This is a genomic window from Neptuniibacter sp. 1_MG-2023 (genome assembly GCF_030547185.1).
Lineage (GTDB): Bacteria > Pseudomonadota > Gammaproteobacteria > Pseudomonadales > Balneatricaceae > Neptuniibacter.
In genome coordinates this window covers 18,782-38,125 of the sequence record NZ_JAUOQR010000018.1, presented here as the reverse complement: position 1 = coordinate 38,125, position 19,344 = coordinate 18,782, and the positions used below count along the sequence as shown (strand labels likewise).

The 19,344-nt window shown below is 42.4% G+C and carries 20 protein-coding genes and 2 riboswitches; of the genes, 9 read left to right on the top strand and 11 right to left on the bottom strand.

Annotated elements, in window-relative coordinates; all coding sequences use genetic code 11:
- Positions 1-291 precede the first annotated feature (291 nt).
- Positions 292-1,299 carry a 6-phosphofructokinase gene (pfkA, locus tag Q4492_RS15015; protein ID WP_303419655.1) on the top strand — a complete coding sequence of 336 codons (1,008 nt, stop codon included), beginning with the start codon at positions 292-294 and terminating at the stop codon, positions 1,297-1,299.
- A gap of 56 nt (positions 1,300-1,355) precedes the next feature.
- Positions 1,356-2,558 carry a cell division protein ZapE gene (gene zapE / locus Q4492_RS15010; protein WP_303419653.1) on the top strand — a complete coding sequence of 401 codons (1,203 nt, stop codon included), beginning with the start codon at positions 1,356-1,358 and terminating at the stop codon, positions 2,556-2,558.
- Here the strand turns inward: zapE and Q4492_RS15005 are convergent.
- The gene (locus Q4492_RS15005; RefSeq protein WP_303419651.1) at positions 2,533-3,162 is read right to left on the bottom strand and encodes an MBL fold metallo-hydrolase; all 630 of its coding nucleotides are present in this window, start codon (positions 3,160-3,162) and stop codon (positions 2,533-2,535) included. The genes zapE and Q4492_RS15005 overlap by 26 nt on opposite strands.
- A 233-nt stretch (positions 3,163-3,395) precedes the next feature.
- Here Q4492_RS15005 and Q4492_RS15000 point away from each other — a divergent pair, with 233 nt between their 5' ends.
- A complete protein-coding gene (locus tag Q4492_RS15000) occupies positions 3,396-3,659 on the top strand; it encodes a DUF5062 family protein (RefSeq protein ID WP_067869367.1) in 264 nt (87 codons plus the stop codon).
- Between the two features lie 11 nt (positions 3,660-3,670).
- A riboswitch (cyclic di-GMP riboswitch) is annotated at positions 3,671-3,744 on the bottom strand.
- Between the two features lie 241 nt (positions 3,745-3,985).
- Positions 3,986-4,471 carry a MarR family winged helix-turn-helix transcriptional regulator gene (locus Q4492_RS14995; RefSeq protein WP_303419649.1) on the top strand — a complete coding sequence of 162 codons (486 nt, stop codon included), beginning with the start codon at positions 3,986-3,988 and terminating at the stop codon, positions 4,469-4,471.
- Here Q4492_RS14995 and Q4492_RS14990 read toward each other — a convergent pair.
- The 7 genes from Q4492_RS14990 to mutM form a co-directional block, all read right to left on the bottom strand.
- Entirely contained in the window at positions 4,458-4,694 is a 237-nt protein-coding gene (locus tag Q4492_RS14990) for a hypothetical protein (protein WP_303419647.1), read from the bottom strand. The genes Q4492_RS14995 and Q4492_RS14990 overlap by 14 nt on opposite strands.
- A gap of 76 nt (positions 4,695-4,770) precedes the next feature.
- Positions 4,771-6,672 (bottom strand): phosphomethylpyrimidine synthase ThiC, encoded by a 1,902-nt coding sequence (gene thiC / locus Q4492_RS14985; protein WP_303419645.1) that lies wholly within the window; start codon positions 6,670-6,672, stop codon positions 4,771-4,773.
- Positions 6,673-6,715: 43 nt separating this feature from the next.
- On the bottom strand, positions 6,716-7,531 hold the full coding sequence (thiD, locus tag Q4492_RS14980) for a bifunctional hydroxymethylpyrimidine kinase/phosphomethylpyrimidine kinase (protein ID WP_303419644.1): 816 nt from the start codon (positions 7,529-7,531) through the stop codon (positions 6,716-6,718).
- Positions 7,532-7,584: 53 nt separating this feature from the next.
- A riboswitch (TPP riboswitch) is annotated at positions 7,585-7,676 on the bottom strand.
- 628 nt (positions 7,677-8,304) lie between these two features.
- The gene (locus tag Q4492_RS14975; RefSeq protein ID WP_303419643.1) at positions 8,305-9,345 is read right to left on the bottom strand and encodes an MJ1255/VC2487 family glycosyltransferase; all 1,041 of its coding nucleotides are present in this window, start codon (positions 9,343-9,345) and stop codon (positions 8,305-8,307) included.
- Positions 9,346-9,348: 3 nt separating this feature from the next.
- The gene (locus Q4492_RS14970; RefSeq protein WP_303419641.1) at positions 9,349-9,885 is read right to left on the bottom strand and encodes a phosphatase PAP2 family protein; all 537 of its coding nucleotides are present in this window, start codon (positions 9,883-9,885) and stop codon (positions 9,349-9,351) included.
- A 100-nt stretch (positions 9,886-9,985) separates the two neighbouring features.
- Entirely contained in the window at positions 9,986-10,918 is a 933-nt protein-coding gene (locus Q4492_RS14965; protein WP_303419639.1) for an alpha/beta hydrolase, read from the bottom strand.
- A gap of 13 nt (positions 10,919-10,931) precedes the next feature.
- Positions 10,932-11,744 (bottom strand): bifunctional DNA-formamidopyrimidine glycosylase/DNA-(apurinic or apyrimidinic site) lyase, encoded by an 813-nt coding sequence (gene mutM / locus Q4492_RS14960; protein ID WP_303419637.1) that lies wholly within the window; start codon positions 11,742-11,744, stop codon positions 10,932-10,934.
- A 158-nt stretch (positions 11,745-11,902) separates the two neighbouring features.
- On the opposite strand from mutM, the gene Q4492_RS14955 reads away from it, so the two are divergent.
- A complete protein-coding gene (locus Q4492_RS14955) occupies positions 11,903-13,483 on the top strand; it encodes a cation:proton antiporter family protein (RefSeq protein ID WP_303419635.1) in 1,581 nt (526 codons plus the stop codon).
- Between the two features lie 68 nt (positions 13,484-13,551).
- Here the strand turns inward: Q4492_RS14955 and rpmG are convergent, their stop codons facing one another.
- The 3 genes from rpmG to radC all read right to left on the bottom strand — a co-directional run bounded on the left by rpmG (position 13,552) and on the right by radC (position 14,893).
- A complete protein-coding gene (gene rpmG, locus Q4492_RS14950) occupies positions 13,552-13,719 on the bottom strand; it encodes a 50S ribosomal protein L33 (RefSeq protein ID WP_067988006.1) in 168 nt (55 codons plus the stop codon).
- Between the two features lie 11 nt (positions 13,720-13,730).
- On the bottom strand, positions 13,731-13,967 hold the full coding sequence (gene rpmB / locus Q4492_RS14945; RefSeq protein WP_067869297.1) for a 50S ribosomal protein L28: 237 nt from the start codon (positions 13,965-13,967) through the stop codon (positions 13,731-13,733).
- 251 nt (positions 13,968-14,218) lie between these two features.
- Positions 14,219-14,893, bottom strand: a complete 675-nt coding sequence (gene radC, locus Q4492_RS14940) for a DNA repair protein RadC (RefSeq protein WP_303419629.1) — start codon at positions 14,891-14,893, stop codon at positions 14,219-14,221.
- Positions 14,894-15,061: 168 nt separating this feature from the next.
- Here radC and coaBC point away from each other — a divergent pair, with 168 nt between their 5' ends.
- The 4 genes from coaBC (at position 15,062) to slmA (ending at position 19,278) form a co-directional block, all read left to right on the top strand.
- Complete coding sequence (gene coaBC, locus Q4492_RS14935) at positions 15,062-16,270, top strand: bifunctional phosphopantothenoylcysteine decarboxylase/phosphopantothenate--cysteine ligase CoaBC (protein ID WP_303419627.1); 1,209 nt, start codon at positions 15,062-15,064, stop codon at positions 16,268-16,270.
- Positions 16,271-16,319: 49 nt separating this feature from the next.
- Complete coding sequence (locus tag Q4492_RS14930) at positions 16,320-17,708, top strand: phosphomannomutase/phosphoglucomutase (protein ID WP_303419625.1); 1,389 nt, start codon at positions 16,320-16,322, stop codon at positions 17,706-17,708.
- A gap of 66 nt (positions 17,709-17,774) precedes the next feature.
- Entirely contained in the window at positions 17,775-18,674 is a 900-nt protein-coding gene (gene argB / locus Q4492_RS14925) for an acetylglutamate kinase (protein WP_303419623.1), read from the top strand.
- A gap of 10 nt (positions 18,675-18,684) precedes the next feature.
- A complete protein-coding gene (gene slmA / locus Q4492_RS14920; RefSeq protein WP_303419621.1) occupies positions 18,685-19,278 on the top strand; it encodes a nucleoid occlusion factor SlmA in 594 nt (197 codons plus the stop codon).
- The last annotated feature ends 66 nt before the right edge of the window (positions 19,279-19,344 follow it).

Genomic DNA, 19,344 nt, shown 5'->3' with positions numbered 1-19,344 from the left:
GGACGGCGAATTATAGACACTTCCCAAACAAGGTCAACAGGCAAAACTAAAAAACTGCAAAATAAAGGCAAAAAAGCACCTTAGCGAAGAATCTTGTTCAAACAATAAACAAAATATTCAATTCGATAAGGTATATCGCAAATAAATCAGCTCAGCTAATATACTCCGGTACCCTAACCCCCAACCTAGCCCAGCCCAAAAACATACAAAAGAAGCTATAAATAGATTTGCCCTAACCGCCGATCACAATTACAGTTTAAGCATATATAAAGCCCTTAATTGAGGTTATACATGTACAAAATACCCTCCCTGCCTACAAACAAGACAAAACCTCAAGCTATTGCAATTTTAACCAGTGGCGGAGACTCTCCAGGAATGAATCCTGCCATTCGGGGCGTTGTTCGTGCAGCCCTGCATAAAGGTATAAAAGTTTACGGTATTAACAAGGGATACAGCGGTTTAATTATTGGGGATATGGTGGAAATGGATTCCGCATCCGTTACTAACATTGTTCAACGCGGAGGGACCTTATTAAAAAGTGATCGCTGCTTAGCATTTAAAGACCCAACTGTCCGCCATCAAGCAGCCCTTGTATTAAAAGAAAAAAATATCGATGCGTTAGTTGTAATTGGTGGCGATGGATCTCTTACCGGCGCTCACTTACTAACACAAGAAAACAACATCAAAGTGATCGGGCTACCAGGCACTATTGATAATGATATTTATGGAACAGATGACACTATAGGATTCGACACAGCAGTTAATACAGCTTTAGATGCAATCGACAAAATACGCGACACGGCTCTCTCACACGAAAGCCTCTTTTTAGTCGAGGTCATGGGACGAAATTCAGGCTTCATCGCCACACATGTAGGTATCGCCTGTGGTGCAGAAATGGTTGTTGTACCCGAATATGAAATCAAGCCTGAGACCATTTGCTTTCAGCTAGCCAATAACCGTCTACTTGGCAAAGGGGCTAGCGGTATTATTGTTGTTGCTGAAGGACAAACGCCTGGGCTAACAACCCACTTAGCCAACGTATTAGCTCAACATAAATTAGAAGCGAAAGTATGCATATTAGGCCACATACAACGAGGTGGTAGCCCGTCCGGCCATGACCGCGTGCTAGCATCTTGTCTTGGTTCAACTGCCGTTAATTATCTATGCGCAGGCTATAATGATGTAATGATTGGAGTACGAGATAACGCCATAACAGAGACTCCATTAAAAGATATTATCGAAAAAAACAAAAAGCTCGATGATACGTTTTTTGAATTAGCCTTACTTCTGCATAAATGATCGCTGGCTATATGATCACCACTCCAACAACCCTCTAAGTTTATAATAGCCTCCTTATGAAGATAATTATTCGGTCTATAGAAAAACAGTATCAGCAACTACTTGATCAATCCCAACTATCACCGGACCTTGCACAAACAGAGGTTGTTAAACAACTCCAGCAGCAACTAAACCACCTTTCTCATTTCGAACTATCCAAACCGATAAAGTGGGGTAAAAGATGGTTCGACAAACCGCCTTCTAGCCTTGGGATTTATATCTGGGGGCCTGTAGGTCGAGGCAAAACAATGCTAATGGATCTATTTTGCCAATGCCTAGCACCAAAGACATATATTAGACTCCATTTTCATCGCTTCATGGTGATGATCCACCAGCAACTATTCTTACATTCAGGAAAACCCGATCCTTTAGCTCATATTGCCAACGAATTAAGTCTTAAATACAAGGTAATATGCTTCGATGAGTTTTTTGTCTCTGACATTGGTGATGCCATGTTATTAGGACGGCTTTATCAGGCTCTGTTCTCCAAAGGGGTCACCATTATCAGCACATCAAATATAGAACCCGATGATCTATACTCAGACGGCCTTCACCGTGATCGATTCCTGCCCACGATCAAATTAATCAAGGACAATATGCAGGTCATTCCTCTAGATAATGGCAACGACCATCGTCTCAATTATCTAGCTTCAAACCCAGCTTATTTTATTCAAGATAACCAAGCCTTAAAAAAGATCTATTACAAACTAACCCAGCACGAGGCACAACCTAACAGCAACAGCGTCACACTCTGCGGGCGAAAAATTAACTGTATAGCTAGAGACGATTCTGTAATTTGGTTTGATTTTGCCGAACTCTGTGAGGGCCCAAGATCAGCACGAGATTATATTGAACTCGCCTCAAATTATTCGCACCTAATTTTGAGTAACGTTCCACGTTTTCAAGGCCAAAGCAAAGAGCAGATAAAAGCGAGAGGAACGGAAGATAGTTATGGCTTATTTAACACCACCGGCTTAAGAAAGGTCGTGCAAAGCAATCATGATGATCCAGCAAGACGCTTTATCAGCCTAGTTGATGAGCTTTATGACTGTAGAGTAAATTTATATCTCAGCGCAGAAGACACTGCAGAGCAACTCTACAAGGGAGTTCTATTAAAAAAACCATTCAAGAGAACACTCAGTCGCTTACATGAAATGTCTTCCACCGCCTATCAAGCAACACCCTCTTACGCCGTTAGCGAACGTAAGGATTACTCTTAATCTCAACACCCAATGTTGAGCGCGGGCCATGACCAGGAATAAACTCGACAGATTCACCTAAAGGAAACAGCTTCATTTTGATAGAATCGATCAGCTCTTGATGATTACCTTTAGGAAAATCAGTTCGACCAATAGAGCCATGGAATATTACATCTCCAACCAATGCCATCTGATCTTTCTCATTATAAAAAACAACATGACCTGGAGTATGTCCGGGACAGTGGATTACCTGAAAAACACCACCACCAACCTTGACCTCATCTCCATCATCCAACCATCGATCAGGCGTAAAAGAGTCACAATGTGGAAAATTAAACATTGAGCATTGCTGCGACATCCCTTCTATCCAAAAAAGGTCACCTTTATGAGGCCCCTCAATAGGGAGACCTTTATTAGCCGATAACTCAGCAGTGCCACCAGCATGATCTATATGGGCATGAGTGAGCATGATTTTTTCCACCAGCACACCCTCCTCCTCAACAGCCGCCAGTATCTGATCTAAATCACCACCGGGGTCAACAATCGCTGCTTTTTTTGTATGCTCGCACCACACTAGAGTGCAGTTTTGCTGGAAAGGCGTTACAGGAATAGTCCGATATTTCATACTCATCTCTAATGTAAATGCGCGACAAAGGCTTATTATATCAGCGGATATAGCTTAAAAGACAAGATCTAAGGATCTCTCTCGCCACTATTCATAAAATATTTATCCCTACGCGAGAGAAATACAACACCGCTACAGTAGAAAAGGGCATAATGAATAATTAATACAAAGACTTGTTTTTTATCACCTTTCTATTCAAAGTTAACATATGAGCATCAAATAGAGTGGCTATTATGAAAAAGCATAAACATGAAGCAGAACTAGTCAAGGAAGCACTTCGCATCGGCTCAATTTACATAGAAAAGCGAGGTGCGGGCCAATTTGAATCTACAGATAGCGCATCAAATAAAATTACTGCCATTTATAGATTATTAGTACAAGATGGACTCATTCAACCGCTAGCCAAAGGCCAAGACAACGAAATTAACATGAGACATAAGCTGGCACTCTGGATCGAGAGACAACTTCCAGCAGAACACCCTTTAAAACAGAAATAGTAAACCTCTCTTTCGGTAGCCCAGCCATCCCTAAGGATCTGTGACTTTGCGTCCTAAGATTACTCTAAGTTTGCCGTTATCGAGAGAGGATCTATTCGCTGGAACAAGACTTAAAATACCTCTACACTTGATTAACTAACCAAATGTTCAGGTTTTATTAAGCCTTCTACAAGGTTAGCAGAGTTACAAAATTTTGCTAAATAAAGATTTCAAATGAATGACAAAAACTAGACTAATAACCTAAGCACAACCTTTGCCATCCATTAGTAATCAATACTAATATTCACAGACAACTAAATAAGTGACCGAACAAAGGCCAAACGCTAATGAATCATCCGACAAACGAGCCGTCTCCAAGTAATCGCAACGATTTTTTAGAATGTCTACGCTTAATTGAACGTCTTCATCGACGAATCTTAGATATTCTAAAATTCAGACTTGAAGCTCTCGGGTATACGGATATCAACAGTGTACAAGCACTTCTTCTACATAATATCGCTGACCGCGAGATGACCGCAGGCGAACTACGTACACGCGGTTACTATTTAGGCTCAAATGTTTCGTATAATCTGAAAAAAATGGTCAGCAACGGATACATAACTCAAGAACGTTCAGAGCATGATCTACGCTCAATCCGCATAAAACTAAGCCCTAAAGGCCTAAATATACATACTCTAATTTCTGAACTTTTCGATCAGCAACTTGAATTAATCAATGCCGAGCAGGTGTTACAAGGGGGCGACTTTAACCCACTACGTGAACAGCTCCGCCATTTAGAGACTTTTTGGGATCAGCAAGTTAGTTGTTACTAGCCTCTTTCTCTTTCTGGGCCTCAAGATACTGCTCATCTAATTGTCCATATTGACGCTTATATGCTTCAGGATCTGAGCGCCATAAACGATACAACTTACGATCATTTGCAGCTAAAGGCGGTGGAATTTCTTTTCTGCGACGGAAAGCATTCAACGTCACCACGCCAAATGCAAAAACAATCATACATCCGACTGCGATATAGCTTACCCATTCATCTGACACATCATTCTCCAAAAACATCTTCAAAATGACACAAAAAAAGCCGCTAAAGTAGCGGCTTTTTAATAGTGCTACTCAACTATACCTTATGATAAATTTCAGCACCTGAATCTTTAAATTCAGCTGATTTCTCCTGCATCCCTTGTTCAGCTTGTGCATTAATCGCTGCAACCTGCTCAGCATCTAACTCACGAACCTCTTGAGATATTTTCATAGAACAGAATTTAGGACCACACATCGAACAAAAGTGAGCGACTTTAGCCGACTCCTTCGGTAAGGTTTCATCGTGATAAGCACGTGCAGTATCAGGATCAAGACCTATATTAAACTGATCTTCCCAACGGAATTCGAAACGTGCTTTAGACATCGCATTATCACGAATTTGAGCACCAGGATGACCTTTTGCAAGATCCGCAGCATGTGCAGCGATCTTATAGGTAATAATACCTTCTTTCACATCATCTTTATTCGGAAGACCCAAATGCTCTTTTGGTGTTACATAACAAAGCATTGCACAGCCATACCAACCAATTATTGCAGCGCCAATACCTGATGTAATGTGGTCATAGCCCGGTGCAATATCAGTCGTCAACGGACCTAAGGTATAAAATGGCGCTTCATGACACTCAGTTAGCTGCTTATCCATATTCTCTTTGATCATATGCATAGGTACATGCCCAGGCCCCTCGATCATAACCTGTACATCATGTTTCCAAGCAATCTTAGTCAACTCGCCTAAGGTCTCTAGCTCAGCAAATTGTGCTTCATCATTGGCATCGTAAACAGAACCTGGGCGCAGACCATCGCCTAATGAGAAAGAGACGTCATAAGCCTTACAGATCTCACAGATATCTTCGAAATGAGTGTAAAGGAAGTTTTCTTGATGGTGAGCTAAGCACCATTTCGCCATGATAGAACCACCACGGGAAACAATACCCGTCATACGTTTAGCGGTCATTGGTACATAGCGTAGCAATACACCAGCATGAATTGTGAAATAATCCACACCCTGCTCAGCTTGCTCAATCAAAGTATCTTTAAAGACTTCCCAGTCTAGATCTTCAGCAACACCATTTACTTTTTCTAGCGCCTGATAAATAGGCACTGTACCAATAGGTACCGGCGAATTACGCATGATCCATTCACGGGTCTCATGGATATTCTTACCTGTAGAAAGATCCATAATGGTATCCGCGCCCCAGCGCGTACCCCATGTCATTTTCTCTACTTCCTCTTCAATCGAAGAGCTCACCGCAGAGTTACCAATATTGCCATTAATTTTGACAAGGAAGTTACGGCCAATAATCATCGGCTCCACTTCTGGATGGTTAATATTGGCAGGAATAATTGCGCGGCCTTCCGCCACTTCTTGACGAACAAACTCCGGAGTTATTTCATCCGGTAAATTTGCGCCAAAATTAAACCCTGGATGCTGTTCAGCAACAACATTACCCTCAGCCCGCGCTTTCGCTAACTTCATATTCTCGCGAATCGCTATATATTCCATCTCAGGCGTAATAATACCTTGGCGTGCATAATGCAGCTGGGTAACATTCTTACCCTCTTGCGCGCGTAACGGCTTACGCGTCAATTCAAAACGTAGTTCATCTAAACGCAGATCCGCAGCACGAACACGACCATACTGAGAGGTAAGCTTATCAAGCTCACAAGTATCCCCACGCTCTAAAATCCACTGCTCACGTACAGGCGCTAACCCTTTACGTACATCAATCACTACATCCGGGTCAGTATAGGGACCGGATGTGTCATAAACATACAAAGGATCATTTTTCTCTCCCCCCATATCCGTTGGCGTATCATCCAGCGTAATTTCACGCATAGGTACACGAATATCTGGACGCGAGCCTTCAACGTAGACCTTTCTAGATTTAGGAAACGGCTGCACCGAATCACGGTCAACCTGTGCTGTCTGGCTCAATGCCTGACTCTGCGGTTCTACTTGCTTATTATCTTCCATCATCCAACCTGTCATTATTGTTTTTTCACAGCACAAGTAGCGATTGCTACCAGATATTGTGGAAGTGATTAACTGGGCCGTGTCCTGCACCCACGTTCAACTGATCAGCCGCTTTAATCGCCGCTGTAATGTATTCTTTTGCTCTTGTGACCGATTCCACAATGGAACAGCCTTGCGCTAAATACGCCGTAACGGCTGACGCTAAAGTACAACCTGTACCATGAGTATTTTTGGTTGCTATACGCACACTTGGAAATTCAGTAAACGTAGTACCATCGAATAAAATATCTGGAGAAGACTCGCCTTCAAGATGGCCGCCTTTTAAAAGTACATTTTGAACGCCTAAAGCATGTACTTGGACAGCCATTTCACGCATACCCTGAATAGATACTGGTTCATCTACACCCAATAAAGCTGCAGCCTCTGGAAGGTTTGGTGTAATCACATAGGTTAAAGGTATCAGCTTATCGATCAACACCTCTACCGCATCAGGAGACAGTAAAGCGTTACCACTTTTTGATATCATCACCGGATCAACAACTAACCTCACATTATCAATACCTGATAAAAACTGAGCCACCCGATCAACCATCTCTGCACTGCCTAACATACCGGTTTTAACAGCATGGATTTGAATATCAGCAAAAACAGTCTCTAACTGCAGAGACACAAAATCAGGCGTAACAGGATAAATACCCGCGACACATTGGGTATTCTGGGCAGTCAATGCTGTTATTACAGAAGCGCCATAAACACCCAGGGCTGAAAAGGTTTTCAAGTCAGCTTGTATACCTGCCCCTCCGCCAGAATCGGAACCAGCGATGGTTAATACATTAGGTATTTTAGGTGTGTTAACAGACATGACTAACCTCAATTATCATACTGAGGCCAGAAAAGTTATTGAATTGATTTGAAATTATCAACATCTGGGTTTCCTACGCCGGAATAAACCGGATCAGGTTCAACGGGTATAGTCTCAGCCCTATAGGGCACCCCGACCAAAAACAGCCATTAGTTTAAGTTCCCTCCCCCCTTATGTCCAGTAAACAGAAAAAAACCTCATGACTAGCCAAAATCTAAGATGCAGGTTCAAATAAAAGAAACATTACTACCTTCTATTGAAAGGCTCTTAATTCAGAGATCAACTATTACAGGGCCTCAACTGGATAAATAGTAAACAGATAAAATATCAGGGCGATCCATTAGAAATAACCTTCTTAGCTTCCATCAAAAGACAGAAACCCGCAAAAAAACCGCTTCGACAGATTTAAACAACCGTTTTATTCACAATTCAAACCGAAAACATCCATTAGCTTAGCTAAACCAGAAAATTAGGAATTTTTCTTATATCAATACTCCCCGTAAAGGGCATAATTGAATACGTGGATCTCCTGTTCATGGAACGAATACGAAGGATGGCCTCGAGAAGCGGAAAGGAAGGCATGACGCCCTAGGATTTTTTACCGCAAGGATTATGGAAGCCAATAGAGGGGATTCTTCAAGGAATGAAGTATCCCCTTACCTCCCTCCTTATACATATCTAAATTTAACTAAGCACTAATCTCTGAAAGCTATATTACCTACAGCTAAACACATCTATAAAAGATTAATGGCGGTTTTTTTTACAGATCTTACTTAACGAGAAGCTGTAACGCTATATGAGCTATTCCAAGCATCATCTACAACCGACTGAACCGTTCGATTACAACCGGCTGCAATCCATTCAGCTAAAATAGTCGCCAAATCAGGAAACACTTTAGGTTCAGGCATAGGTAAAGCTAACCACTGAGCAAGCCGCTCGGATTGCAAACTATCAATAACAATCCCTAACCCTAAATATTCGAGTATCTCAGCATTAGACTCCTGCTCAGCCTGCCCGACCTGCGGCAGCGTCAGGATTTTTTTACCGTACTGAATCGCCTCACTCAACAAACCAAAGCCTGAATTACAAATCACCCCCGAACAGTCCGATAAGTCACGGTGAAATCCATCACGCGAAAAAGGCCGAACGTGCATATTCCCATCATCTGTCGCTTTATCAACCCGCGCATAGACAAAGAATTCGTACTCGGTATACAGCTGCAACGCCCGACAAATTTGATCTACATTATCATGTGGTAAATAGACAACGACTTTATTGTCACTCTTAACGGGATCGAACAACGGTGCTTGAATCAACGGCGGGCAGATTGCATGGTTAAAATGGTGCCAATGAATACCAACAGACACTTTAGCAGGTGCAAAGCTTTTGATTTGATGTCTAAAAATAAAGCCTGTTTTTGAATCAGGCAAAGCATGCAAAAAAGCATATTGGTGAGCTATGCCCACACTAGGAACCCCCTTGAGTTTTGCCGCCCAAGCGGTCACAGGCTCAAAATCAGTGATCACTAAATCATATTGATCCAGATTCAGAGCAAAAATATCTCTGACCAATTTTATTGGATTATTACCTGTGAAGGTTTTCCATTGATTAACTTTACTTCCTTCCATATAGAAGGTTAGACCTTGTCGGCACTGGTAAGCACCAAAGGGTTCCATATTAAACAACTCTTCAGGATCCCGACCACTGAACAAATAATCAACATCCACCCCTGCTTTCTCTAACGCAGGAGCCATCACCCTTGCTCGTGTGATATGACCATTACCTGTCGCTTGAACACCATATAAAACTTTCATATTTTAGAGCACAACCAACGCAGGCAAAAAACTTAATGCAAACGTTGCGCTGCACAAACCTAAAACAGCACCCGCTAAAATATCAGTAGGATAATGCACGCCTAACAATATACGGGAAACACCCACCATTAAGGCACAACCATAGGCGAACTCAGCATAGGCAGGGTAGAAATTAGCAATAAGCGCGGCAAAAACAAAGGCGGCTGCGGAATGACCTGAAGGAAAACTAAATTTATCAGAAGGTACTATATAAGCCTCAATAGGAAGGGACTCACAAGGACGATCTCGCTTAATAGTGTTTTTAAGTATTAAATACAGAGGCAATTCGATTAAGTAAGCAAACAACCCTGCAATTAGAAAAACGAGTCCAGATACAGACTCGAAGATTGCAAGAAAAACACCCACCAGCAAATAAAAGCCACCATCACCTAAACGAGAAATTTGACGGCTAATTAAGGCCATTTGAGGTGCTTTAGGTAACCCTAAACACCAATTAAATGCCAAAAGATCAAACGCGGTTAGAAACTTCATAGCACTCATATTCGGAGTTCTCCAAGTACTCTAGTCATACTTGAAGATAATGAGCAACTAAGGTGACATTCCGATGAATGAGTATTTACATTTTTATGACAGCGACAAATTAAAGAACAGCGTCTGCCATCTCTTTCGAAAACTGCTTTTCAAACCACTGAGCCGCCATCTCAACAATAAGTTTAGGTTTCATTAATGGCACCATATGCCCTTCATTATCAACAACCAACAGTTCCAATGGCTGATCGCAGTAACTCATCACACGCCGTGAATAACTGAGCGGCAACACCTCGTCTTGATCTCCATGCAAAATAGCAGAAGAAAAATCAAACTTTTTGCTAACAATATTACAACGGTAATTAAATAAGCTAGAAAGAGTACGGAGCGGATAATCAAAAACAATCAAAGGATCATTGTTGATTTCTTGTGCGGCCGGATGACCTTTTAGCAACTGCTCGAAATCCACAAAGTTTTTAAGAGGGACCTTATAAGTAGGCATCATTAGAGAGGAAGCCCATGTCCAATTCCAGCCCATGCGATAGCCCATATCAGGCGCTATATCAGGCACTAATAAAGTGCCACATAGAACAGCAGAAAGGCGATCATCCTGTTCTGCCGCAGCCATCGCAAGCAAAGCACCTATAGAATAGCCATAAATACCAAACGGCCCTTCAAAACGCTGCTGAAGTACATCAAGCACTTCCGATACGGCGTCACACATCTGCTCAACGGTGTAATCACCTCGAGAACCCGCCGAATATCCATGCCCTAAAGGGTCGATGCCGACCACATTAAAACCTTTTTTAGACAACCCCGACAACAACTCGGCGTAAAGCTCACAATACGTGCCGATGCCCGGTAGAAAAACAATCGTGGGCGCATCAGGAGAAAATTCATACAATTCACAGTGAATCGCTTTTTCTCCTACACAAAACGCTGTTCGATCTTGTAAGTAGGATTCAATATTTAGTTTCTTTCGCAGGTTAGCGCGAAATACACAATCTTCTTGTGATAAAACTGGAGGTCTGATCTGTACTGTCATAAATAATCTCTGGTTATGTCTGGCAATGCTTACAAAAAACGGTAGAGCGTTGCCCTAATCGCACTTCAGTCAAAGGAGCTAAACAATTAACACAAGGCTCCCCTTTACGGCCATATGCATGTAGTTTTTGCTGAAAATACCCCGGCTTACCATCGCCTCCAACAAAATCTTTCAGCGTAGTGCCCCCTTGCTGTATTGCGGCGGCCAGTACGCCTTTAATCTCATCAACCAATATCAGCAACCGCCTCTTAGAAATCTTTCCTGCAGATCTTCGCGGGTCTATACCACTTATAAAAAGCGCTTCCGTAGCATATATATTCCCTACACCCACTACGACCTTACTATCCATAATTAACGACTTAATCGCCACTTTTTTACCCGCACAACAGCTAGCTAAATAATCAACATTAAACGCTTCACTCAAAGGCTCTGGACCCAGTTTATAAAGCAATTCATGGTGCTCACCTTCTGGCTGCCATAAAACAGAACCAAAACGGCGCGGATCAGTCAGCCGAAGAATTTGACTATTAGTAAAGCAAAAATCTACATGATCATGCTTTTGCGGTATTTTATCTTTATCTACAATCCGCAGACTTCCAGACATCCCTAAATGAAGCATCACCTGCCCACCATCAACGCAAACAAGAATGTATTTCCCTCGACGAACAACATCAACTACCGTTTTCCCTTCTATTTTTTCAGCAAGGAAATCAGGTACTGGCCATCTTAAATTCGGGTTTCTCACATTCAAGGCAATCAATCTCTCCCCCTTAATATGAGGGCGAATACCACGGCAGGTTGTTTCTACTTCAGGCAATTCAGGCATGAATACAACTAATTTAAATAAATAGATAAAGAAAAAGCACTACCAGATTAACACAAAAACAAGTAATTAAATGCTTCAGCTAATCCACAGCACAAAAACGGCGTGGTAAACTCCGCCTTAACTTAACAAGCTCATTTATTAGGCAGTCTCAATAGCTTATGGATTTTATCTGGATACTTTTTGCATTTGTCTGCGGCTACACGCTACGTTTAATCGAAATGCCACCACTAATCGGCTATCTTTTTGCCGGTTTTTTCCTCAATTTCCTTGGCATAGAGCCTGTTGATAGCTTAGATAGCTTAGCAGACCTGGGCATAACGTTAATGCTCTTCACTATAGGTTTGAAATTAAACATAAAAGACCTACTCAGAAAAGAAGTCTGGGCAAGCAGCCTGTCACATATGAGCCTATGGACTCTATTGATCGGATTGCTATTTTTATTACTGTCTATCATGTCGGCTCCATTCTTTACTCAGCTAGACCTGAAATCAGCAGCCCTTATAAGCTTTGCACTCAGCTTCAGCAGCACTGTATGCATAGTTAAACTGCTAGAAGAAAATGGTGAAATGCAAACAAGGCATGGCCAGCTCGCCATTGGCGTCTTAGTCATGCAGGATATTGCGGCCGTCCTTTTCTTAGCTTTCGCCACAGGGAAAGTCCCCTCTATCTGGGCATTAGCTTTATTTGGCCTACTTTTTATAAGACCTCTATTAAACCATTTACTCATGCGTGCAGGTCACGGGGAGCTACTGCCACTATCAGGTTTTTTCTTAGCTCTCGGCGGTTATGAGCTTTTCACGCTCGTTGGTGTGAAAGGCGATTTAGGTGCTTTGATCTTCGGCATGCTATTAAGTGCGCACCCTAAAGCAAGTGAGCTGACAAAGTCGCTGCTAAGTTTTAAAGATCTATTCCTAATCGGTTTCTTCCTATCTATAGGCTTCACCGCGCTCCCTAGCTGGCCGATGCTTGGGATGGCCCTTGCGCTAGCCATACTAATACCACTGAAGTACTTCATGTTCTTCTTACTATTTACCAAACTAAATTTAAGAGGACGAACCTCTTACCTTTGCGCCCTCGCACTCAGTAATTTCAGCGAATTTGGTTTAATCGTAGCTTACCTTTGTGTAGATAACGGTTGGCTAGATAAAGAATGGTTAGTTATTTTAGCACTAGCGGTATCTATCTCCTTTATATTAACAAGCCTCGTCTACCGTTCCGCACACTCTATCTATGCCCATTATAAAAATGACATCAAGAATTACGAGAGCAATACACCTCTAACAAACGATATATTTGTTCAACCTAAAGACTCAGAAATATTAGTCATTGGACTCGGACGCGTAGGTAAAGGCGCATTCAGGGCACTACACAATATTGTCGGAGATAAAGTATGGGGAATGGACGCTGATCGAAACCGTATCAAGAAATTCCAAGAAAAAGGGCTACATGTATTCTATGGGGACGGTGAAGATGCCGATCTCTGGAGCAATATGAATACTAGCGGTATAAAACTTGTTCTCCTTGCCCTCCCTTCCATTGATGACACTCTAAACATCGCAGAGCAGCTACATAATGCAAATTACTCTGGAACGATTGCAGCCATCGCCCGCTTTCCCGATGAGCATGACATATTAGTAGACGGTGGTATTGATAAAGTATTCAACTTCTATACTGAAGCAGGTATAGGTTTTGCTGAGGAAAGCCTTCAACTGATTGCTAACGCGAATAGCCGCGCTTAACCAGCGGCTAAATTTCGAAACAAAAAAAACCCGATACAAGATCGGGTTTTTTTGAAGAAGATAAAATCTTATTTGATTTTATGTTCTTTATATTCAACATGTTTACGAACTACTGGATCGTACTTTTTGAACACCATCTTTTCAGGAGTGTTACGCTTGTTCTTATCAGTAGTGTAAAAGTGACCTGTACCGGCAGAAGAAACCAGTTTGATCTTCTCGCGTGAGCCTTTAGCCATGATTCAGTTCCTTATACTTTAATGCCGTTGGCACGAACATCAGCAAGAACTGCGTCGATACCTTTTTTGTCTATAATACGCATACCTTTAGCAGATACACGGATACGAACAAATTTCTGCTCGCTCTCTACCCAAAAACGATGCCAATGCAGGTTTGGAAGAAAACGGCGACGAGTTTTACGCTGTGAGTGGGAAACATTGTTCCCTGTAACTGGGCGTTTGCCAGTTACCATACAAACTTTAGACATATTAATAGCCTTATAAATTAATGGTTACGTATCTACCCTTAATATTTATCAAAATAGCCTTCGTGCTTTTACTGAAAGCAATCACATAATGACCTTTCAAGCACCTTGGATATATCTGCACTCATCAGATTCCAAGCTATTCCTTAGGCGGAGCGTCCCGTAACTGAACAAACTACCGTACCGGAGTGTGGATAGAAGGTCGCGCATTATACACAAGGAATAGTCTTAGCACTAGTCAAAACAACTTTTATTTATAGTAATCCCCGTTCGGCAAAAGAAACAACCTCTTGATCACCTACAACCATATGATCGATAACACGTACATCGATCATATCCAGGGCCTTCACTAAACGATCAGTTATTTGCTGATCGGCCGTACTTGGTTCTGCAACACCCGACGGATGATTATGCGCCAACACAACTGCCGCTGCATTATTAGCGAGAGATCTAGCCACGACCTCGCGAGGATAGACAGCAGCTGCATTAATTGTCCCTAAAAACAATATTTCAAAATTAATCACCTGATGTTTATTATCTAAAAAAAGACATGCAAACATCTCCCTCGATTGGTGGCGCAGCTTTAAACTCAAGTATTCTCTAACTTGCTGAGGATTTTCCATAGCATTGCCACGCGCCATCGCAGAACGAAGATGCCTTCGACTCATCTCCAGTACCGCCTGCAACTGCACATATTTAGCCACCCCTAAACCATGCGCCGCACAAAATGCTTGCTGCTCACTTTCAAGCAAGGCTCTAAGTGAACCAAAACTATTCAAAAGATCCCTCGCTAAATCAACTGCGCTTTTTCCCTTTACCCCTGTGCGCAAGAAAATAGCTAACAGCTCAGCATCAGATAGAGCTGAAGCGCCTTGCTGTAATAATTTCTCCCTCGGCCGTTCAGACATTGGCCAATCAGTAATAGACATACTCAAACTCCTTTTTAAGACCATCAATCCTTGATGTTTTTTTACATAAATAAGGTTTATACAATCTACGAAACTTTTACTAAAAATGGTATGGTTAACATCAGCTTTAATAGCAAGTGTTAACAAACACTTCTTATCCAACCCTATAGATTACAGTATCCAGCAAGTATGCAGAGACTCACTAACAAACAGATCATTTTAGGTATTACCGGTGGTATTGCCGCATACAAAAGCGCCGAATTAACACGTTTACTAAAAAATGCAGGCGCCGATGTTAGGGTTGTTATGACTCCAGCAGCCACTGAATTTATTACCCCTCTAACATTACAAGCACTCTCAGGAAATACTGTACACCTTCATCTATTAAATGCTGAAGCAGAAGCAGGTATGGGCCATATAGAGTTAGCTAAATGGGCAGATTTGGTATTAATAACACCAGGCAGCGCCAATTTCATATCCCGATTAGCTGCAGGCCAAGGTGACGATTTGCTCACCACCCTCTGTTTAGCAACCGATGCTCCTATATGTATTGCTCCAGCGATGAATCAAGCGATGTGGCGAGATGAGGGAACACAAGCCAATACCAACTTACTAACAAAACGTGGCATAAAACTCTTCGGCCCCGGCGTTGGCGAACAAGCCTGTGGGGATAACGGTCCAGGGCGAATGTTAGAACCGGAGGAGATAGCGAACCTAACGGCTTCACAATTCAATTCAGGCCAGTTGACAGGCAAAACTGTTTTTATCACGGCAGGCCCTACTCGCGAAGCACTTGATCCAGTGCGTTACATCTCCAACCACAGTTCAGGAAAAATGGGTTACGCCTTGGCTGAAGCAGCGATTGAAGCCGGCGCTAAAGTGAAACTTATTAGCGGCCCAGTAACACTGCCAGCCCCTGAACGTGTAGAAACAGTAAAAGTAGAAAGTGCTCAAGAAATGCTAGCAGCATCCTTACAAGACCTAGCACTCTGCGATATCTTTATAGCAGCGGCCGCTGTGGCAGATTACCGCCCAACCGCCGTAGCTGAACATAAAATAAAAAAAGGCTCTGAAGAGATCATGGAGCTTCATCTGGTTAAAAACCCAGATATAGTCGCAACAATTGCAAATGCAGAACCAAAACCATTTACTATCGGCTTTGCTGCTGAAACTCAAGATGTTCTAAATTATGCACGTAGTAAGCTAGAACGGAAAAACTTAGACATGATCATAGCAAATGACGTTTCTCGCACTGATATAGGTTTTAACAGTGATGAAAATGCCGTCACAATTGTGACCAACACCAGTACAGAAACATTGCCGCAAACATCCAAACGTAAACTGGCCATTCAGTTAATTAACCAAATTGCGATCCAATACAACAAACATGATATTTAACTCTGTATTGGCTACACCTAATTCATTTTATGCAAATTAAAGGATTAACATGCGCTACACATTAAACGAACTTGATCATGCGATTTTTCGTGCCTACGATGTTCGTGGGATAGTTGGCACAGCCCTAACCGACAGTACTGTCTACCACTTAGGCCGAGCCTTTTCTGCCGAAGCAAAATCTCAAGGCATCAACCATATCAATGTGGCCGCAGACGGGCGTTTATCCAGTCCATCGCTGAAAAAAATATTTAGCGAAGGATTAATGGATGGCGGTTGCAAAGTTACCGATATTGGCTATGTCCCTACACCGACTTTGTACTATTCAGCCTATCAAGATGAGCAATGCACTGGCGTGATGATCACAGGTAGCCACAACCCTGCTGATTACAACGGTTTTAAAATGATGATTAATGGCCACACGCTGTCTGGCGATGACATACAAAATCTAAAAACACGAATCATTGAACAAAACTACACTGAAGGTGAAGGCTCGTTTGAAGAGCTCGATATTCGTCAACGCTATTTAGAACGTATTCTCAACGACATTAAACTGAAGAAAAAACTTAAAGTCGTTGTAGATTGCGGTAACGGTATTCCTGGAGAGTTGGCACCACAACTCATTGAGCAACTAGGCTGTGATATTACGCCAATGTACTGCGAAGTTGATGGCACTTTCCCTAATCATCATCCAGATCCCGGCAAGCCCAAAAACCTACAAGACGCAATCGCAATGGTTAAAGAAACGGGAGCGGATCTAGGCTTAGCCTTCGATGGAGATGGCGACCGTGTAGGCGTTATCACCAACGAAGGTAATATAGTCTATCCCGATCGCGTAATGATGCTCTTCTCTGAAGAGATCATTAAACGTAATCCCGGTGCAGAGATTATTTTTGATGTGAAGTGTTCACGTCTACTTGCCAAAGTCATCGAAGAAGCCGGCGGCAAAGCCACTATGTGGCGAACAGGCCACTCCTTAATTAAACAAAAAATCAAAGAATCTGGCGCGCTCTTGGGCGGCGAGATGAGTGGACACATTTTCTTTAAAGAGCGCTGGTATGGTTTCGATGATGCTCTATACAGCGCTGCCCGCCTCTTAGAAATTCTTACAAATACAGATAAAACAGCCGAACAGCTTTTTACTCAATACCCAGAAGATATAAGCACTCCAGAGCTAAATATTACAGTAACGGACGAGAACAAATTCGATATAGTTAAAGCCCTGCAAGAGAAAACATTCTCCGGTGGTATCGCTAACCACATTGATGGGGTTCGAGTTGACTACCCTGATGGCTGGGGTCTTGTGCGTGCATCAAACACTACACCAGTTTTAGTCCTTCGCTTTGAAGCGGAAACTGAAGAAGTATTACAAAGAATAAGAAATGAGTTTGAACAGAAGCTGCATGAAGTAGACAGCAGCCTCGTCATTCCTCATGAATAAATGACAGCTACGGTCGGTACTACGCTTGTAGTATTGGCCGTATTTAACCGTTTTTAAGGACCAACTATGCCTCTTACACGCAAAGAAGCCATGACAACCGCTCATGTTCTTAGTGAAGCAATGCCCTACATTCAGCGCTTCGTGGGAAAAACCATCATCATTAAATATGGTGGTAATGCCATGATCGACGAAAAGCTACAAAACAGCTTTGCTCGCGATATAGTAATGATGAAACTTATAGGCATAAACCCCATCGTAGTCCACGGTGGAGGCCCGCAGATTGGCGAATTACTTAATGACCTAAACATTGAGTCTCACTTTATTAACGGCATGCGCGTCACCGACTCCAAAACGATGGATGTTGTTGAAATGGTATTAGGCGGTGCAGTTAATAAACAGATCGTCGGACTTATTAATAACAATGGGGGTCAAGCGATCGGCTTAACCGGTAAAGACGGTAAACTCCTGCAAGCTAAAAAATTGCGTATAGAACACAAAACACCTGATATGGAAGTCCCAGAGATCATCGACATTGGTCACGTAGGTGAAGTATCTAGTGTGAACGTAAGTGTTTTAGATATGCTGGTAAACTCCAATATTATTCCCGTTATTGCCCCTATTGGAGTAGGCTCAGACGGTGCCTCTTATAATATCAACGCCGACTTAGTTGCAGGAAAAGTTGCCGAAGTCATGCAAGCAGAAAAACTAATTCTGCTAACCAATATCGCAGGCTTAATGGATAAAGATGGCAACATCCTTACCGGTTTAACTACCCACGAAGTCGATGAACTAATCAACGATGGTACTATCTATGGCGGCATGTTACCTAAAATCGGCTGCGCACTCAGCGCAGTAAAAAATGGCGTAACAAGCGCACATATTATTGATGGCCGAGTAGAGCACTCATGCATGTTAGAGATTTTCACCGATGAAGGTGTTGGTACATTGATTACCAATCGTGGTTAGAGGCAAGACAATGAACGACAACGAAAAACTTTCTCGACGTGAGCAGATATTGCAATCGCTGGCTCACATGCTTGAAAGCCCAGGACAAAAAATAACAACCGCCGCACTAGCCAAAGAAGTAGGCGTGTCTGAAGCTGCACTCTATAGGCACTTCCCAAGCAAAGCACGTATGTTTGAGGGATTAATTGGCTTTATTGAAAAAACTGTCTTCAGTCGTGTAACGGTGATTACACAGGTTGAGCCTGACGGCATAAAGCAATGCGAGCAAGTACTTACACTTACGCTAGCCTTCGTAGAACGAAATCCTGGCATGGCGCGTATTTTAACGGGTGAAGCACTTGCAGGTGAAACAGACCGGCTGCGTCAACGTATTAACCAGTTTTTTGAACGCTTAGAAACTCAACTTAAGCAGATTCTACGTGAAGCAGAAGCCAAACATGGTTTACGCACAAAAACGACCGCAGGTGCGTCAGCTAATCTAATGCTATCTACAACAGAAGGTAGAATTAGACAGTTTGTCCGGAGTGATTTCCGTAAAAAGCCTACCGAACAATGGCAAGAGCAATGGCCTCGCCTAGCTGAAGGCATTTTTCGCCAAGCTTAATGACTAAAAAGCTAAAGGGAGATCGCTATCTCCCTTTTTTATTCCAGTTAGCGCTCGACCCTATCT

What these genes read in the sequence shown, in the direction of transcription:
- pfkA (WP_303419655.1), top strand. Translation starts at nt 292, where the DNA reads ATGTACAAAATACCCTCCCTGCCTACAAACAAGACAAAACCTCAAGCT.
- zapE (WP_303419653.1), top strand. Translation starts at nt 1,356, where the DNA reads ATGAAGATAATTATTCGGTCTATAGAAAAACAGTATCAGCAACTACTT.
- Q4492_RS15005 (WP_303419651.1), bottom strand. Translation starts at nt 3,162, where the DNA reads ATGAAATATCGGACTATTCCTGTAACGCCTTTCCAGCAAAACTGCACT.
- Q4492_RS15000 (WP_067869367.1), top strand. Translation starts at nt 3,396, where the DNA reads ATGAAAAAGCATAAACATGAAGCAGAACTAGTCAAGGAAGCACTTCGC.
- Q4492_RS14995 (WP_303419649.1), top strand. Translation starts at nt 3,986, where the DNA reads ATGAATCATCCGACAAACGAGCCGTCTCCAAGTAATCGCAACGATTTT.
- thiC (WP_303419645.1), bottom strand. Translation starts at nt 6,672, where the DNA reads ATGATGGAAGATAATAAGCAAGTAGAACCGCAGAGTCAGGCATTGAGC.
- thiD (WP_303419644.1), bottom strand. Translation starts at nt 7,531, where the DNA reads ATGTCTGTTAACACACCTAAAATACCTAATGTATTAACCATCGCTGGT.
- Q4492_RS14975 (WP_303419643.1), bottom strand. Translation starts at nt 9,345, where the DNA reads ATGAAAGTTTTATATGGTGTTCAAGCGACAGGTAATGGTCATATCACA.
- Q4492_RS14970 (WP_303419641.1), bottom strand. Translation starts at nt 9,885, where the DNA reads ATGAGTGCTATGAAGTTTCTAACCGCGTTTGATCTTTTGGCATTTAAT.
- Q4492_RS14965 (WP_303419639.1), bottom strand. Translation starts at nt 10,918, where the DNA reads ATGACAGTACAGATCAGACCTCCAGTTTTATCACAAGAAGATTGTGTA.
- mutM (WP_303419637.1), bottom strand. Translation starts at nt 11,744, where the DNA reads ATGCCTGAATTGCCTGAAGTAGAAACAACCTGCCGTGGTATTCGCCCT.
- Q4492_RS14955 (WP_303419635.1), top strand. Translation starts at nt 11,903, where the DNA reads ATGGATTTTATCTGGATACTTTTTGCATTTGTCTGCGGCTACACGCTA.
- rpmG (WP_067988006.1), bottom strand. Translation starts at nt 13,719, where the DNA reads ATGGCTAAAGGCTCACGCGAGAAGATCAAACTGGTTTCTTCTGCCGGT.
- rpmB (WP_067869297.1), bottom strand. Translation starts at nt 13,967, where the DNA reads ATGTCTAAAGTTTGTATGGTAACTGGCAAACGCCCAGTTACAGGGAAC.
- radC (WP_303419629.1), bottom strand. Translation starts at nt 14,893, where the DNA reads ATGTCTATTACTGATTGGCCAATGTCTGAACGGCCGAGGGAGAAATTA.
- coaBC (WP_303419627.1), top strand. Translation starts at nt 15,062, where the DNA reads ATGCAGAGACTCACTAACAAACAGATCATTTTAGGTATTACCGGTGGT.
- Q4492_RS14930 (WP_303419625.1), top strand. Translation starts at nt 16,320, where the DNA reads ATGCGCTACACATTAAACGAACTTGATCATGCGATTTTTCGTGCCTAC.
- argB (WP_303419623.1), top strand. Translation starts at nt 17,775, where the DNA reads ATGCCTCTTACACGCAAAGAAGCCATGACAACCGCTCATGTTCTTAGT.
- slmA (WP_303419621.1), top strand. Translation starts at nt 18,685, where the DNA reads ATGAACGACAACGAAAAACTTTCTCGACGTGAGCAGATATTGCAATCG.